23 protein-coding genes are annotated in these 16313 nt (G+C 42.2%); 14 read left to right on the top strand and 9 right to left on the bottom strand.

Translation table 11 applies throughout. From position 1 onward, the window contains the following. Positions 1–16 precede the first annotated feature (16 nt). Positions 17–157, bottom strand: a complete 141-nt coding sequence (locus V7K73_RS00685) for a hypothetical protein (protein WP_334876196.1) — start codon at positions 155–157, stop codon at positions 17–19. A 215-nt stretch (positions 158–372) separates the two neighbouring features. Between V7K73_RS00685 and V7K73_RS00680 the strand changes: the two genes are divergently transcribed. The 8 genes from V7K73_RS00680 to V7K73_RS00645 all read left to right on the top strand — a co-directional run bounded on the left by V7K73_RS00680 (position 373) and on the right by V7K73_RS00645 (position 7300). Beyond that, positions 373–1455, top strand: coding sequence for a tyrosine-type recombinase/integrase (locus V7K73_RS00680; protein WP_334876194.1), 1083 nt, complete (start codon positions 373–375; stop codon positions 1453–1455). Positions 1456–1663: 208 nt separating this feature from the next. Next, positions 1664–1798: a hypothetical protein gene (locus V7K73_RS00675; RefSeq protein WP_334876192.1), complete on the top strand. Its 135-nt coding sequence runs from the start codon at positions 1664–1666 to the stop codon at positions 1796–1798. A 2-nt stretch (positions 1799–1800) separates the two neighbouring features. Further along, positions 1801–2490, top strand: coding sequence for a hypothetical protein (locus V7K73_RS00670; protein WP_334876190.1), 690 nt, complete (start codon positions 1801–1803; stop codon positions 2488–2490). Between the two features lie 350 nt (positions 2491–2840). Then, complete coding sequence (locus V7K73_RS00665) at positions 2841–3134, top strand: HNH endonuclease (protein WP_094345565.1); 294 nt, start codon at positions 2841–2843, stop codon at positions 3132–3134. Continuing rightward, positions 3131–3286 carry a hypothetical protein gene (locus V7K73_RS00660; protein WP_334876188.1) on the top strand — a complete coding sequence of 52 codons (156 nt, stop codon included), beginning with the start codon at positions 3131–3133 and terminating at the stop codon, positions 3284–3286. Before V7K73_RS00665 ends, V7K73_RS00660 begins: the two co-directional genes overlap by 4 nt. 32 nt (positions 3287–3318) lie before the next feature. Continuing rightward, complete coding sequence (locus V7K73_RS00655) at positions 3319–3546, top strand: hypothetical protein (protein WP_334876186.1); 228 nt, start codon at positions 3319–3321, stop codon at positions 3544–3546. Positions 3547–3632: 86 nt separating this feature from the next. Beyond that, complete coding sequence (locus tag V7K73_RS00650) at positions 3633–6869, top strand: ATP-binding protein (RefSeq protein ID WP_334876184.1); 3237 nt, start codon at positions 3633–3635, stop codon at positions 6867–6869. 2 nt (positions 6870–6871) lie between these two features. After that, positions 6872–7300, top strand: coding sequence for a DUF7680 family protein (locus tag V7K73_RS00645; protein ID WP_334876182.1), 429 nt, complete (start codon positions 6872–6874; stop codon positions 7298–7300). 5 nt (positions 7301–7305) lie between these two features. Here V7K73_RS00645 and V7K73_RS00640 read toward each other — a convergent pair whose 3' ends face one another. From V7K73_RS00640 to V7K73_RS00630, 3 genes are read right to left on the bottom strand one after another with little or no spacing between them, the layout of a single operon-like run. Continuing rightward, positions 7306–8541: a hypothetical protein gene (locus V7K73_RS00640; RefSeq protein WP_334876180.1), complete on the bottom strand. Its 1236-nt coding sequence runs from the start codon at positions 8539–8541 to the stop codon at positions 7306–7308. Continuing rightward, positions 8538–8924, bottom strand: a complete 387-nt coding sequence (locus V7K73_RS00635; RefSeq protein ID WP_334876178.1) for a hypothetical protein — start codon at positions 8922–8924, stop codon at positions 8538–8540. Before V7K73_RS00635 ends, V7K73_RS00640 begins: the two co-directional genes overlap by 4 nt. 9 nt (positions 8925–8933) lie before the next feature. Continuing rightward, positions 8934–9212, bottom strand: a complete 279-nt coding sequence (locus V7K73_RS00630; protein WP_334876176.1) for a multiubiquitin domain-containing protein — start codon at positions 9210–9212, stop codon at positions 8934–8936. A 227-nt stretch (positions 9213–9439) separates the two neighbouring features. On the opposite strand from V7K73_RS00630, the gene V7K73_RS00625 reads away from it, so the two are divergent. From V7K73_RS00625 to V7K73_RS00615, 3 genes are read left to right on the top strand one after another with little or no spacing between them, the layout of a single operon-like run. Beyond that, complete coding sequence (locus V7K73_RS00625; protein ID WP_334876174.1) at positions 9440–9826, top strand: helix-turn-helix domain-containing protein; 387 nt, start codon at positions 9440–9442, stop codon at positions 9824–9826. Then, entirely contained in the window at positions 9813–10319 is a 507-nt protein-coding gene (locus V7K73_RS00620; protein ID WP_334876172.1) for an ImmA/IrrE family metallo-endopeptidase, read from the top strand. Before V7K73_RS00625 ends, V7K73_RS00620 begins: the two co-directional genes overlap by 14 nt. After that, the gene (locus tag V7K73_RS00615) at positions 10219–11580 is read left to right on the top strand and encodes a hypothetical protein (RefSeq protein WP_334876170.1); all 1362 of its coding nucleotides are present in this window, start codon (positions 10219–10221) and stop codon (positions 11578–11580) included. Before V7K73_RS00620 ends, V7K73_RS00615 begins: the two co-directional genes overlap by 101 nt. 34 nt (positions 11581–11614) lie before the next feature. Here V7K73_RS00615 and V7K73_RS00610 read toward each other — a convergent pair whose 3' ends face one another. Both V7K73_RS00610 and V7K73_RS00605 read right to left on the bottom strand, forming a co-directional pair. Next, positions 11615–11980 (bottom strand): clan AA aspartic protease, encoded by a 366-nt coding sequence (locus V7K73_RS00610; protein ID WP_334876168.1) that lies wholly within the window; start codon positions 11978–11980, stop codon positions 11615–11617. Continuing rightward, entirely contained in the window at positions 11977–12249 is a 273-nt protein-coding gene (locus tag V7K73_RS00605) for a hypothetical protein (RefSeq protein WP_334876167.1), read from the bottom strand. Before V7K73_RS00605 ends, V7K73_RS00610 begins: the two co-directional genes overlap by 4 nt. Before the next feature lie 117 nt (positions 12250–12366). Here V7K73_RS00605 and V7K73_RS00600 point away from each other — a divergent pair, with 117 nt between their 5' ends. The 3 genes from V7K73_RS00600 (at position 12367) to V7K73_RS00590 (ending at position 14257) form a co-directional block, all read left to right on the top strand. Beyond that, positions 12367–13029, top strand: coding sequence for a Uma2 family endonuclease (locus tag V7K73_RS00600; RefSeq protein ID WP_334876165.1), 663 nt, complete (start codon positions 12367–12369; stop codon positions 13027–13029). 58 nt (positions 13030–13087) lie between these two features. Then, positions 13088–13306, top strand: a complete 219-nt coding sequence (locus V7K73_RS00595; protein ID WP_442936717.1) for a hypothetical protein — start codon at positions 13088–13090, stop codon at positions 13304–13306. Positions 13307–13474: 168 nt separating this feature from the next. Further along, positions 13475–14257: a helicase-related protein gene (locus V7K73_RS00590; protein WP_334876163.1), complete on the top strand. Its 783-nt coding sequence runs from the start codon at positions 13475–13477 to the stop codon at positions 14255–14257. 115 nt (positions 14258–14372) lie between these two features. On the opposite strand, the gene V7K73_RS00585 is transcribed toward V7K73_RS00590, so the two are convergent. From V7K73_RS00585 to V7K73_RS00575, 3 genes are all read right to left on the bottom strand, one after another. Continuing rightward, positions 14373–14588 (bottom strand): hypothetical protein, encoded by a 216-nt coding sequence (locus V7K73_RS00585; RefSeq protein WP_334876161.1) that lies wholly within the window; start codon positions 14586–14588, stop codon positions 14373–14375. A 277-nt stretch (positions 14589–14865) separates the two neighbouring features. Then, a complete protein-coding gene (locus V7K73_RS00580) occupies positions 14866–15168 on the bottom strand; it encodes a hypothetical protein (protein WP_069069453.1) in 303 nt (100 codons plus the stop codon). A 591-nt stretch (positions 15169–15759) separates the two neighbouring features. Then, the gene (locus tag V7K73_RS00575) at positions 15760–16266 is read right to left on the bottom strand and encodes a DNA polymerase (RefSeq protein WP_334876159.1); all 507 of its coding nucleotides are present in this window, start codon (positions 16264–16266) and stop codon (positions 15760–15762) included. Between the last annotated feature and the right edge of the window lie 47 nt (positions 16267–16313).

Genomic DNA, 16313 nt, shown 5'->3' with positions numbered 1-16313 from the left:
TGCGCGTTAAGCGTAGCTATGCCGCAGGCTTTACGCCGTCCCCATTCTTCAATTCCCGGTCTTCTTCTGACAGAAGTTTTATATTTATCTGCGGATATTCCACCAGTCCCTCGCGCTTTTGTTGTGGAGAAGTGATTTCTAACCAGTTCTTTACCATTTGCTTCTCTGTCTAATATTTACTTACTTCCCCATCTCCCCCTACTTCCCCTACTCTTCTCACTACTATCATCGCATACAGGATATCCACGTATATACGATATAGATGATTCTAGATGGGCAATTGGATCGTGTCTGGGAAACAACTATCATAAAGATACCGAGAATTGTTATTCTCGGCATCATAATCATCAGTGGGGGTTGGGGATTTATCTTATGGAAAATTTACCTGTATTAAGCGTAGAATCACTTGCTGTGGAGATGGTGACTCTGCCCCTTGATGAAGCCCGGGTTGCGCTTGTGGATTATTATTTTCCCAACCGCCAGAGAATTAATTCGACGGAGCAGCTAATTGAGCTATGGGTACATTCTGTCACTATTAAAAGCGACCAAACGCGACGGGCATATCGGCAAATTGGTTATGAGCTTGCTGATTATATGCAGTCGCGGTTTGGGATATCTGATTTGAGGATGGTAACGTTATTCCATCTACACGCAAATCTTGCTTGGCTGAAGGATAAAAAGCCAGTACGGGGACAGAAAAATACTTATGGGCTTAGTAAAAATACGGCAGCTAAATACACTGCGGCGATTAAAAGTTTGTGGGAGTGGGGTACTAGAGCTTCTATTGGTTATTTTGCTATCGACTTGGGCAAGGACTTAAGTATCCAGTGGGACGATAAGCTCGCAGAGCGCATTCTGTCGGAACGCGAGATTGCTAAGTTGGAAAAAGCGGCGATTGAAGTAGATTTGCAACACAACACTAATAAGATGCATTGGCTACTGTTGACTCTCGTCTTTTACAGTGGGGTGAGGGCGGGAGAAATTGCGCGGCAAACTTCTGATTATGGTAAGCGTATAGTTACGCCGGGGTTATTTTGGCGGCAGTTTCGGGAGGATGGAGATTGTCTATTGTTAACTGTGACGGGGAAACGAAATAAAACCAGGACTATTAGTCTCGATCCGGAGACGAGTGCAGTGCTACTAGATTACCGTGGCGATGCCAGCAATGATCAGCCGGTGTTTCCCAGTCCCAGTCGGCGGGATAGGGGTAAACCTCTAAGCGATCGCGGATTGCGGTTGATGATGGCGGAAATTTCTGCTTTTGCGGGAATTAAGTTCAGTGCCCATTTTCTGCGCCACACTCATGCGACGCTGGCTAAGAAAAATGGAGCTTCTGATTTTGACTTGCAGGCAGATTTGGGCCATGCCTCCCCTGCGACAACTGCAAAGTACATTCACCATGTCGGGCGTGTTGGGACTTCTCACGCACTGCGTAAAAAAAGCAAACATCGGTAAAAAAGCAATCGCCTCCGGCGGGGCGGCAGGGCAAACGCATCTAAATTACTCTTGATCACAACCAAGGTTAAGAACCAACGAAAAAATCAGCATTTCGCGTTTGATTTATTTTCTAAGCTTCAAAGCGATCGCTAAATCTATGTCAATAAGCAGCTATTAATGCGACTATTTTTCAGCTTATTGACAATAAGCTCTTTCTGTTGACAAGATGCGTTTGCCCTGGGCGGGGCGGGTACGCCATCGCGCTCATGCGCTCCAAAATGATAGTGTCAAGGTAGTTATCAAGATGGATGACGCGCTCACTCGGTTGCGTCCAGTCCCGGTTTACCTAGACATTACCTAGACATGAGCCAAACAGGGAAAAACAAGAAACTGGCATCTTTCAACTGTGACCAAAAGATGTGGGAGCAGTTTATCGCCCGCTGCCGGGAGAAAGGCACGACGGCAACAGCCACGCTGATCCAATTTATCGAACTCTACCTAGATGATATAGATAACCTTGATGCAATTGGTGGCAATGATTTAGATAAACGCCTGGACTCTAAGATTAAGGCAAGTGTTGAGGAGTACTTGGTTGCTGGTAACAATAGTCACCCCAGTCTTACGAATGAAACGATATTAGCTATTTGCTCACGACTTGATAAGCTCGAGTCACAGTTTTCAAGTGAATCTAGCAACGAAACCGGAGCAATCCATAATCTCGCCGATTTATCAGAAAAAATTGAGGGGATAACAGCCCGAATGACACAGTTTACTGAGGCGATTATTAAAATTCAAAATCATCTCAACAATCAACAAAAGCGGGGCAATAAATCGTACAACAACAATTCATCATTCATTGGGCATACTCCGCGAATCCAACCGTTGACGGAAGAAGGTTTAGCTTCAAGACTTGGTGTAAGTGTAGAAACTATACGCGAGCAGCGAAATAAGCTGCACCCACCGCTTTTTGTGGCATGGTGCAAGGGGAAGGATAAATCGGGTATGGGATGGGAATTTAACGAAAATACGGGATTATATCATCCGGTAAGTTAGTATTTTTATTAATTTTAAATACGCCTACACACTTGTTGATTTTTGGCATAACACCAGTTTAATTTCTCTCACGAGTGCTAGATTTTTTTTTGCTCAAAAAAATAGCAGCTTTAAATATTAATATTATTGAAAGCGTAATAAATATTCCTTTGTACTTAGGAGATAGTTAGGCGATCGCTTTCTGCCTCACCACTTCTCAATCACTTTTAGTCCTGATTCTATTGTTGGTATAAAAGCTGTCTGTACTATACTCATCAAAGCTCTAAACACGTTTCTGTGCCACAAATACTACCTTAAGAGTACTTAATCGATTAGAATTACCTCATGTTGTTGCTCTCTCAAGTATTTTCATGAGTACCAGCCGCTATCCCCAGAATTGGAAAGAAATCGCCACCTCTATCAAAGAATCTTTTGATTGGCGCTGTACTAGATGTAATCGCGTTTGCCTGCGTCCTGGACAAAAGCCACCAGAGCTAACTTTATCCCAGCGCCGAGTCTATACACTTCAGGTACACCACTTTAATTTTGATCCTTCTGACAATCGCTTAGAAAATCTTGCCCCGTTATGTAGCGGTTGTCATCTTTACTACCATCGATTCCGACGAGGCAATATTTCTCCTGGTCAATTGTCATTGTTCAAATGAGTGATGCACGAACATTGCAGAACCTTGATGAACGCACCCTGGCACTACATGAAGTGCGATTGCCCTTTGTAATATCTGCGCTTTCACACTCACGCTATGAGAGTGCAGTTGCGGGAGCAAACACTTGTCGGTCAGTTTCAGGACTGCGATAGCCCAAAGGGCTGACTCCCTCCGGGAGTATCGCATGGTGGTTGATGAGAGTGGCAGGGGCAAAGCAGATGAGCGCGATGGCGTACCCGCCCGCCGGAGGCGATCGCAAATCTTTGCTTTGGGGACTTTGTATACTGTTGCTTACAATATTATGGAAATCAGAATTTTTTACACTTATACTTATTGTATATTTAAAAACAAGCTACTGTTGGCGGTTGTTAGTTACAGCAGTTTTCGTGTATTTGAACCACATCTGTCGTAGGGGCAATTCATGAATTGCCCCCACCTTGTGGTCTATTTACCTGAAAATAGCTGCAACTGTCAACTAACAACTATTGATATATACCAATGCTTTCGCCAGTATTTCAAACGTGTCTTCCCAGAGAAGAAATTTTAGCAGGGGAACTCTCCCCCGAATTATTCGCCGCCAAGCTGCGACTGGTTGTGGAAGGGAAAGCGCCCCAAGTCTACCAAGACCCTACAGCATTTTTCGCCAATACATTTGCTACCGATGGTTTAAAAACCCTAATCTCTGAAGTATTCGGGCGGTTGGTGGGTGCTGCTGTCGGCTCCCCCATTATCCGACTGGAAACCAGCTTTGGTGGTGGTAAAACTCACGATGAAATTGCTTTGTGGCATATTGCCAAACATGGACGAGAGATTTCTGGACTAGACCGTTTTACTGATAACATTAATTTAATTCCAGACCGACCGATTCAAGCAGCGGCGATCGCTTGTCAAGACCTCGATCCAGTTAACGGTGTTTTCCATGCGGACACTGGCGTTACCACTTATACCCTTTGGGGAGAAATTGCTTATCAAATTAATGGTGTAGCAGGTTATAGCTTGCTTAAAGGTTCCGATGAGCAGCGAGTTAGTCCAGGCACTGTAGTTTTAGAAAGGATAACACAGGGTCAGCCCACTGTTATTATCCTTGATGAAATTGCCACATACTTGAGAAAAGCCAAAGCTGTTATAGTTGGGAATAGCGATTTAGCCGGACAGGTTGTTGCTTTTTTATTCGCCCTCATGGATTTAGCAGCATCTTGTAATAATTTAGTATTTGTTTACACGCTGGCTTCCTCCACTGACAGTTTTGGCGAAGAAACTACCGAAATCCGGGAAACCATTTCCGCTACCGCGAGGCAAGAGCGGATCATTAAACCCAGCACTGATATTGAAATTTACAATATAGTTAAACAAAGGATGTTCAGCAGCATTAGCTTCAATGCTGCCACCAGTGCTGCTAGAGAATATTTACAAACTTATAAAGCTAGTCGGATTAATTTACCAGATGGTTGCAAAGATGCACGCTATGCCGACAGTATCGAGCAGAGTTATCCCTTTCACCCGGAATTATTTACTCTGCTGACTAAAAAGATTGCCTCGATCCCAAACTTCCAACGCACCAGAGGCGCTTTGCGGTTATTTGCTAGAGTTATACGTTATCTGTGGGACGATACTACTGTATGGATACCGCTAATTCATTCTCACCACATTCCTGTTGGTATTGAAGAAGAAATCACCAGCGATTTAACTGCCCGTTTAGAACGTCCCTTGATGCGGATTACGATCCAAGCAGACATTTACAACAAAGATGGTAGAGAGGCACACGCTCAGTTACAAGATGCAGAATGGATTGCTGCTGGTAAACCTCCCTTTTCAACCTGGGTAGCCCGGACTATTTTTTTGCATTCCATCACTCAAGGTATATCTGCGGGGATTCGTCGCGCCGAATTAAATTTATCTTTGTTGACACCAGGGTTAGAAATTGGCTTTGTTGATACTGCCTTAGAAAGACTGAGTGAAGTTGCTTGGTACTTGGAAAATGATCCAATGACGACTCTGGCTCGTTTCAAGGAAGAACCATCAATCAATAAAATTATTGCCGAAGAAAAAGCCCAAGTTGGAATTACCGAGGCGAAAGACGATTTGCGAAATCGCCGCGATACGATTTTTGCTGATAAATTCTTCAAGCTAGTTTCTGCACCAGAATCACCAGCAGATGTGGATGATGTATCGGATAGTATTGCCCTGTGTTTAATTGACTTTAACGAGGCAACTATTTCTGTAACTACCGAAGGTTCACCGCCAATGGTGGAGAGAATTTTTAATGAAACAGGTGAGTCGGGTAAATTCCGTACTTTTAGAAATCGTTTGTTATTTTTAGTTGCCAACAGGCAAGAATTAGAACGAGCAATTGACAATGCTAGGGAGTTTCGGGCTATTCAAAATATTCTAAATTCTCCCAATCGCTTGCAAGATTTATCAGAAAATCAGCAAAAACAACTCAAAGATAAAAAAGGTTCTCTTGATTTAGGGGTAAGAGTATCTTTAACAAATGCCTACCGCCATTTATTTTACCCTGCTAATGACCCAGTAAAAGCTCCCAAGGGTTTGATGCACTATACTCTTCCCGCCCAAGATTCTAGCGATGTGAAGGGTAAAAATAATCAACAAGATGTCATCTTAAAAGCACTGAAAGATTGTCAGAAAATTCGTGCTGATGACGCACCATCCTATGCCCCTGCTTATATTTTGCAGAAGGTGTGGCTGTCTGGGTTAAACCATTGGACAACTAAAGCATTAAAAGAAGCTTTCGCCAAAGATTTGAGTTTAAATATATTTGTCGATGCCGAATTATCTAAGCTGCGAGATACCATCCGCCAAGGTTTGCAGACTGGTAGTTGGGATATGAAGGTGGGAGAAAAGCTGTTTATAAAAACTGATGACGGTAAAATTACCCTACCCGAATCCATAGAATTTTCTGAGAGGATGGAACTCTACCGCCGGGGAATTCTCGAACCACCGAAACCGCGAGAAATTGAACTGAATGCTCAAGTCTTGTCCAATACAGAATCGGTAAAACCTGTGCGGATACGGTGGAAAGCATCAGGGGCTTTGACGATTAAGCTGTATCAGGATGGGAATTTGGTTACAGGAGAGTTTCGCCCTAGTGATGAACATGAGACAGCGATCGCTAAAACCACAACTTTCAAAATTGTAGCTGACTACGGCAATGGCGAAGTTGCCCAGAAGGAAACCCCAGCAAGCATTTTAACCTACGGTACTGGTACACCCCGCACACCTAACGGTAGGGAAAAAATTGGCGATGATTGGGATGATTTATCTCTGTTTAAAGCTAAACCGGAAGAATTTGATTTGGAGGGAACACTCGATAGGGTGTTTAATGAATTAAGCGATCGCATCCAAGATCATCAAGTTCAGGGTATCCAGTCGCTGGAAATCTCCGTTGGGCAAGTGATGGACTACCGCAAGTTGATGACGGTTTTCCCTATGTTGATCAAGCTACCCTTGCAAATCGATCAAACGGCAACTATTACTGTTAATGAACAGTTTATCAGGTTAGAGTATCAAGGGCCAGTTAAAGGATTTCAGAGTTTTCAGGGGGCTGTTAACACTTTGCTAAGTAGCCCGGATGTAAAAGCTGACGTGTCGCTGAAGCTAGTATTTGAATTTTCATCTCCAGTGCAACCAAACGGCGCAGAAATCAGTAATATCAAAGTTGCCCTGAATCGTAATCCGGTTGACAGGCTGAACTTGACGGCGAAAGTAACTTACTAAAGATGCAAGAGTTTCAATTGCGAGTGGTTCCTACAGATAATAATAACTTTGCCCTGGAGTTGTATCAATGTGCTTATAAAAAAGCCGGTGAAAAAAAGCGTCCTTCTGCTAAAAGAATTGGGCGTTTAAAGGGCAATGCTTTAGTGCAGGCGAAACAGGCAATATATAATTGTTTGAAAGGTAACAATTACGACCCAAAAACCCTAAGTCATAGTCGCCAGTCACCTTACGTTCTTGATGAAGAGTCGGGAGTAAACTTAGCACTGTTGTTTCAAGTATTGCAGCCCCTCTCTAAACCAGAACGCATTGCTAATATTACTGCTGGGATTACAGCGATGAGTAATGAGGAGTCCCATTACTGGTTTTCTAAAGTGAGTAATGGGCGGCGCAATGCTGCATTAAAGGCTATTCGAGTGTTGCTTGGTGATTAGTATCACTATGCTATTGGCATTCGGCAGGGGAGACGATAGCGATCGCCCCTGGCGCGACGACTGCGAGAACTGCTGCTACAATCCAAACAATCATCGTTGGCACGCCGCTCCACATTAATAATGCTGCGTTCTCGTGCAAACCTTAATTGGTGGCACAGTTGGACTTCTGGTTGATAAAGCCCTGTGAACATCATCATAAAATCGTTCACAGCTTGCTCGGCAGATTTAACATTGAGTGTAATGACGCTGGGTTGAGCGATATCTTCATCCTCAACATACCGCTGAGTTCGCCGTTCTTCCTCACTCAATGCTTCTTGTTGTAACCTACCAGCCGGAATCAATTCATGGCAGTGCAGGCAACCACCATAAGCATAAGGAAGTACGGGTCGAGTAGCAGTAAAAATATCTCCAACTTGCCTTGTTTGCTTATCAACAGCAACCTTAGCACCAATCTGAATCCCTGGAATCAGGTACTGATGCACCAGCGCGTTGAAAACTAAACGGCTTTGCATTGAGTCCGCTGCCAAGAACAAGAAATCGGCATCTACTAGCAAATGTGCGATCGCTTCATCGATGATATGTCCTACTCCCAAGTGGGATAACCATTCATTAATCAACGAGCCTCCGCCGCCAAGTCCGATGATTCCCACCTTTAAATTGGCGAAAATTTCTTGTCCGACATCGCCAAACAAGCGTGCGTGGCGGTCGTACATGGGATTGGCGGCACACAGTCGGGGTTGGGGCGCAGGATAAAGTCGCCGAATATGCGAACCGATAACGGTCATGTGGTCGAGTTGAAAGCGACCAGAGGGAGTCCAGATATCCCCTGCTACGGCGTTTTTGGCAAACACTAGCGCCCCCACCGGGCCGCCACGAGTAATATCGAGCAGCGCCGGATAACCTCGTTCGTGAGATGCGATATCATCAGCTGAGAAACAAACTTCGTTTCTACCGCCATGACAGTGTACGGCAAAGTAACAGAGGTTGTGTTCTGCACAGTAACCTGATATTTCAGCTACAAACTTTGCAGTCAAAGCACGGTAGCCACGAGTGCCAGGTACATAGTCAATCCCGTCTGGCGCTAGAAAAACTTCACGCGCCAGCAGGCGGATACCGCGAGAGGTTTCTACAATACCTGCTGCAATCACCGCGCCATGTTCATCACCATCGCCAGGAAAAAGATGCTGATGAAGCTTTTGATAAAGTGGCTGATCAATTCTGAATTCAATAGGTTTGTTCATTGGCTTCTCAACCACGAAATAACTTTGGTTAACTTGGTTGCAGCCGTATCAATAGCTGGGTTCAATCGCTTGGAACGCCTCGATACTTGGATTGCTGGACGATCTCGCCAAGAGTTAGAAGCAGATAATCCATCGCCTTTGATTAGACCACCATCAACCCGTCGCAACCCCCCATCAAGAAAATGTGGGTACACATCTGCATGGGGATACTGAAAGGTAATCAAGAAGCCTACCCAGCTAGTGGAAGGTACGTACTGTTCGCCAATTAGCATATTATTGACGATGATGTATGCGCCTCCATTTGGTTCTACTTCTATATCAACAGGATGCTCTGGAAAGGCTTGCTTGATTTCTGCGATCGCTTGTTCAATTTCAGGTGTCATCGGTATCCCCTATGAGTTGTCATCGGGTGCAGTGGCGCGGAACTTTTGCCCTTCATGCAGGGTAATGGTTTCGCAGTCTCCAATTTGCTTAAGGGGAGAATTGCCTTTGACCTCAAACAGTACAAAATCTTCCTGAATCGCTACGCCCTGTTTGATGGCAGTTTGCTTAATTTCCAAGCCTGTAGCCTTATGCTCTGAGAAGGTTACAGGGCGTTCGTTGACGTTGACAGTAATTGTTTTTGGTTTTTTGGAGATGGATTCGGTATCTTTTGCAGCATCAATTTGCATGGGAATACGCCTTATGTATTGAATTGAACTTTTGAGTACTGATTGTCTAAGGATGACACTTTGCCGTAAAAATACTGAAGCAGCTTTATCATCCTATTGGTGTTGAATTGTCTTCCTATTTCAGGAGGATAACTTTTACTACAAGGAAACGTCAACAGCAAAAGGAAGTAATATCCTATAAAAGGATAGTTAAGTAGATGAGGATAGTCGCAAAAATTACAAAACACATGAGTTTAATGGAGTATATCGGAGGACAAATCCGAAATTTACGTGTGAGTTATGGAGGAGGTAAGGGGTTGTCCCAAGAAGCGCTTGCTAAGGATCTGGGAACTACTGCTAACACAATTTCTCGCTGGGAAACTGCCACTTATCGCCCAACCATTGAAGACCTTGAACGCCTTGCGCGGTTCTTTGGAGTGTCAATTTTGACTTTTTTCCCGCCAGAAGAAGCTCCAGCTAACGACCAACTCACTGCATTGTTACGCGCAGCTAAACAGTTGTCTCCTGAAGACATAGAGGAACTAAGCAAATACGCAGAATTTCGTAAAGCTCGAAGTTTTCAGAAGCAGTCGAAACCAGGGCGCAAGAGGAAAAAACAGGATGAAGCAGACTGATTATGAGTACTACGAGGAGATGAAAGCCCTTGCACGCAAAATTAGGACAGAGTATAGCTTGAATACTCCACGGATACTGCGGTCAGATATACGACTTATTTATAGGAAATACGGGATTAAATTTGATTTATGGCCTGTAAAAGGTGCGCCCCCCAGAGTAAAACTCAAAAGTTTGCGGGGGGCTTTCTTTAACGATGAACACGGTGTAACTATTATGGTTAACCGCTTTCTTCCTGACGCACCTGCAATTTTTACAATGGGTCATGAACTAAAGCATTTTTTGGTTGACCGTGACTATAAAACGTTGTGGTGTGGTGATGACAATGTAAACGACAAAATTGAAATTGGCGCAGAGGTGTTTGCTGCTGAACTGATGTTTCCAGAAAAAGACTTTGAAGATTTTTTGGTTCAAATGGCGGTCAAAAAGGGAGAATGTAATCCAGAAATCTGTTATCACAGATCCACCTTACTATGGCACAATTCCCTACGCTGATATCTCAGACTTTTTCTACGTCTGGCTAAAACGCACCCTTGGCGACATCTTCCCCGAATTATTCTACCTAGAACTCACTGACAAAGACCGCGAAGCAGTCGCCAACCCTTCGCGCTTCCGCAATATGGGCGATAACCCTGAAAAACTCGCCAACCAAGACTATGAAGCAAAAATGGCAATGGCCTTCGCTGAATACCATCGAGTATTACGCGACGACGGCGTGATGACAGTACAATTCAACCACAAAGACTCCGGCGCGTGGGATGTCTTAGCCAAATCCCTCATCGATGCTGGTTTTGAGATTACCGCATCTTGGGCAGTCAGTACCGAAAACCCGCAAAACTTACACCAAGCACAGAAAAACGCAGTATCCAGCACAGTGCTTTTAGTATGCCGCAAACGCGACCCTAACGCCGAACAAGCATGGTGGGATGACGTGCGAATTGACGTGCGAAATATCGTCTTTGAAAAAGCGCCAGAACTCGAAAAATGCTTAACTGAAGATTCACGTCCTGCTGCTGATAGAGTAGCAGATCCGCAACGCCGCATTAAACCCCCTGGTATAAACTTGTGCTTAAGTGCTTTCGGTTCAGCTTTGAGTGTGTTTACCAAATATAGTTCCATTCTCGACAGCGCCGGGAATCAAGTTGAACCCAAAGCAGCATTTGAAGAAGTACGCCAAGCAGTAGTCGAATACCGACTACAAAAGCTATTAGAAGGTAAAGACTTCAACGGTATCGACCCTTTAACCCAATGGTACATCTTGGCATGGGATACCTTTGAAGCGCGAGAATTCCCCTTCGATGAAGCTAGACAACTGGCTTTAGCAGTCGGTGGTTTTGATGTTTCCGATTTAGTCAAAAAACACAAAATACTCGATTCTGGAAGCGGTTACTGTAAATTACTCACCCCGCAACAACGCTTGAAAAAACGCGCCTTCTCCGTCACGGATACGGAATTTTCTGCCAGATATTTAGTTGATGGACTCCACGCCATTATTGCCCTTTACCAAGAGGAAGACAATACAGAACCAGTCCGTAGATTTCTCAAAAATACTGGCTTAGTTAGCAACGATTTATTTATGCGGACATTTGAAGTAGCGTTGAAAGTAATTCCGCGCATTGGTGATGAAAAGAAACGTATTCCCGAAGAAAAAGCGTTGTTAGATTTGTGGTTGGCTATGGATGAAATCAAAGCGAAAGTGTCTTATGTGCAACCTGAGATACCATTTAATGAAGGTGGACAATTGAAATTATTCTGATAATTCAGAACCCAGCCAAACAACAACTAATAGATTAGAGTTTTTCTAAGGAAACTAAACCATTATCTTGAAAATCTATTTCTAGATGATATCCTGCCATGAGAGAAGTTCCAAGCAAAGGTTTATAACCAGCAGCTAAAACTGGAACTAATCTTTCTATACCGTCCCATACAATTGTTGCCAAATGTATAGATAATAAAGCTTGACTACCGTCGGCTAACCTGGCTTCGGTACTAGAATATAAGGGAAGATTCATCGCACTGACTGCCTGTGATGGTAAAGTAAGATGGTCATTAAATCCAGTATCAATGACAAAATCTAAAGAAAAATCTGGTTGCGAAGGTAAACGAAAAACCACTGGAATTATTGCCCTACCATCGATTACTTTTCCATAAATCATTCAGCAGTACGCTCCATTGCACCACCAAAACTTACAGCAACATCATAACCAATCCGTATAGTAAACAATCTAGCATTAGGGTTTTTCTGTTTTAACTTTAACGCAGTCTCTACACCAGTTGGATCAATCCCATATTCACCAGTTTCTGCATCAATTACAATCATCTTACCGATATTGTCACCAGACTCGACATTTTGACGAATATCGTTTTCGTAAAACTGTTTAGCTCTTAGGGCTACTTCTTCTACACTCCAGAAAATTGATTTCATCACAATTACACCTATTTTTACTTCTTAAAGCATTGTAGTATTTAGTAGTATTTATTTGATAAAATTTGATGTAGGCGTTAGCCTGTAGTGACAGTATTCTGTCTTCGCTTAAAAGTTATGTATAACTACAATCCTTTAGAATGCCTACCTTCATCGGCAGAATTACCAGATTCAGATGATACCCCTGTGGATAACGAACTACAAATATTAATTCCTAACTTATTGTTAGCTATCTTAGCCGCTATTTGGCAAAACCGCGATGACTGGTTTTTCGGCATTAACATGGGAGTTTACTATACACCCAATAAAGGAGCCATAGTCCCGGATGGATTCCTGAGTTTGGGTGTTGAACGTTTTGTGGGAGAAAATGGACGTTCTAGTTATGTTTTGTGGGAAGAAGAGGGTATTCCACCAATTTTAGCTTTAGAAGTTGTTTCTCAAACTTACAATGGCGAATATGAACAGAAAAAAATTGATTATGCACAATTAGGCATTTTGTATTATGTTATTTATGCACCAACACGGTTACGTCGTAAACGTCAACGTTTAGAAGTTTATCGCTTAATTAATGGTGAATACATTTTACAACCAGGGGATAAAATTTGGATGCCCGAAATTGGTTTAGGTATTGGACGGGAACAGGGTAATTATCAAGGACGAACAAGAGAATGGCTATTTTGGTATGACGAAAATGGGAACAGATACCAAACCCCAGAAGAACAATTGCAAAATTTATTAGCCAGATTACAACAGCAAGGAATTGACCCAAATACACTTTAATTTTGTTGACGGTTAACAGTCATTAGTCATCACTTAACTAATAAGGAGATAATCAAATATGAAGGTTAGAGGTATCAAGCGTGGTCAAAATATTGAAATTATAGAACAACTTAATAATATTCCCGATGGGACAGAAATAATCATAGACGTAGAATTTATTACCAATCAAATTACAGAACCACAACCACCATTAACAGACGAGGAGAGACTAGCTAGACTAAATCAATTATTTGGAGCTTGGAAGAACCAACCGGAATTAACAGAAATATTTACATAAATTGACTAACAGCGCCATACTTATCAAGGCAGAACTTTAGACTCCATTGATAATTAAAATTAGATAACTGGTTAGAAACTTGAAAAACCTACGTGAATATCCTTGGAAAATTAGTTACACCAGCAACACCCATAATACCATCAGTGATTTCTACATTCCTGCTTTAGAGTGAGCCAAGTAGCTTGTTACTCAGGTCGTGGTGGGGAACTGTACCAGAATGGGGAGTGGTGTCTAGTTCCCAAGGAAGAAATTAAACGCCGATTTCGCCAAGATGAAATCAAAATTCTCCTCTGTACTGAATCTGCTTCTGAGGGGTTGAATTTACAAAATTGCGGTGTGTTGATTAATTATGATATGCCTTGGAATCCCATGCGGGTCGAACAGCGTATTGGGAGAATTGACCGCATTGGACAAAGATATCCAACTGTGCGAATTCACAATTTTTACTATGATGGCACTGTCGAGGCGAAAGTTTATCGAAAATTGCGCGATCGCATTAATGCCTTTGCCACTGTTGTTGGTAATCTTCAGCCGATTTTAGCCCAAGTTCCTACCTTTATTGAAAGGGCTGTTATGAGTGCTGATCCAGAAGAAGAGGATGTTTTAATGTCTCAATTCGATTCTGTGTTAAACAGCCCACCACCTCGTCTAGCAATTGAAGAAATGGTAGCAATGGATTTAGAAGCTGACTTAGCGGAAATTCAAAAACCAATTGCTTCAGCTCCCTTTACGCCAGAAACTATTGAGCAGTTATTCACCTACTCAGCAATTTTAAAAGCTAATGGTGTGCAGTTTGAGAGAAGGAGCGAACGTACTTGGCAACTGAATTACAAAGGGCAAAATTATACTGTTACTTTTTATCCCAATGTTTTTGATGAAATGCCTTCACTAGGTTTAATGAATTTTGGCGATCCCTTATTTGAAAAATTGCTACAAACCATTAATTGTTGAGACTACAGTTTTAAGATTTATATTACTGGCTTAGTGGGGTATGGGGTGGTAATCTAACAAAAATACGGGATTATATTATCCGGTAAGTTAGTATTCTTATTATTTTCAAATCTTCTCAAAACGAACCGTTCAAAGCTTCATTTCCCCGTGGCATCTTGACGTTTTTAGCCTTAAAAATGATTTTAAAAACAATATCTCTGCCTGACTGCCTCAACACTTGCAGATAAGCAACAGCATCATCACGTCGGCGGAATCTTTTCACAACAATATTTTCTTGATTGGGAATATCATGGACAATACACCACGGTTTTAATTGCTCAGAATAAGTCATATTTTACCCCTTAAAAATGCTGTAAAATAACCATGTTATGTGCTTTTAAATCGCCAATATTTACCTTAAACGAGGAGGTATACTCAAAGACAGGTCAAATTGATATTGACAATTAGAATTATGTGTGCATTAGATTTATTGGACAGATATATAGCGTTCAGACTGGAATGAATATTGTGTACTCAATCTGAAAACCTTGCAGGGCAAAGCTTTTGTTTTAAAAACCTTTCATGAATCAAACCGGATTGCTATATGTAGAAGAGAAATGTTATTGAGATCAAGGCGAATGAGTCAGACATAGCAATTGCCAAAGTTGTTCGGGAACTTCTTCAAAATGTTCCAGTAAAAAGTCCATGAATGCCAAATGTCGTAAATCATTAGGCTGAGGATAGCGTCTAAATTTACCTTGCTTAAACCAACCTCTGACCGTAGAATCGGAACGACAGCATATTAAGGCAATTTGTTCATAACTCACATCCCATTTGGCATAAAATTCTTCTGGTTTCATACCAAATTCCCAGTGACTGTAGAGTGAAATTAGATGAATTTCTCTTGCCCCCAAAATCCGGGGATTAGACATTAATACACCTCAAATAGTTAAAAGCTTTAACTCATTTATGACATCAGGTATTTGTCAGTCACAGAGTTTATAGACTAATACGGTTCAGTTAGCGCCAAAAACCTTAAGCTGCGTAGGTTGGGTTGAGGAACGAAACCCAACATTTCCGGGGCTTTGTTTTGCGCTTTGCTTAACTGAACCGTATTGGTTTATAGACACACAAATCAAACCCAATTAAGCGGGTTTTAAACTCTGGATTCACTCTAAATCTGCGTAAGCAGATATAGTTAAAATAGTTCCATTATTTATGATGGCTAGAATAGCCATTCAGGAATAGCCATAAATAGTGGATAGGGTGTAATACACTTGGTTAAGCCTTTTTCTCCCCCTGCTTCCCCTGCTCAAGAACAGCCCGCCCAACAGATAAATGTCCTTAACGAAACGGTATTGGGATAGGGCGGGGATAGTGCTTCGAGTCAAAAACGAAATGCCCTCTAACCACATTTTTGCACGAGCTATACTGTGAGGAGAGCAATTGAGTTTTTGATAAATCTTCTCAGAATAGCTTGACTGCAAATCCAACTTCAGTCGGACTCGGCAAGTTGGGATAGTTCACCAGCTATTTGATGTTTTAATATCTATAACAACTGGAATAGGGCTGAGAAACTTTTGGGCAGCAGCAACCATACAATTGTGTAATATATGGCTAACTTGGTCAACTTCAGTCTCTGGACATTCCAGTACAATTTCATCATGTCTTACACAGATGAGTTTTGTTCTGAATTTAGCTAATGGCGTTGAAAGTTTTACCATAGCTAATTTGTTGATGTCGGCATTTAAACCTTGTACTGGATGATTAAATAGCTCTGATAGTCGGGGCTTGTTTACCCATCTCCGTCGTCTATTTGCTAGTGTACGACTTTCCTTAATGCCTTGGATGTATTTACGTTTGATGTTTTCATGCCACCTAGCTATTCCAGGATAAGCTTCAAAGAATCGTTGACTGAAAGCTTTTGCTTGTTCTAATGTCATTGCTACTCCATATTTTACTTGGGCATAAATTTGGAGTTTGTTTTTTGAGCAGTTGGCGATCGCTTTTGGGAATAGCTGGTAAATCAATTAGCAGTACTGGATGGTTTGGTGCAGCTATTTGAATAAGTCTAATA

This window comes from Nostoc sp. (assembly GCF_036916975.1).
In the GTDB taxonomy this organism is placed as follows: domain Bacteria; phylum Cyanobacteriota; class Cyanobacteriia; order Cyanobacteriales; family Nostocaceae; genus Nostoc.
Note: the sequence above shows the minus strand (reverse complement) of the source record. Positions and strands in the feature narration are given on the sequence as shown.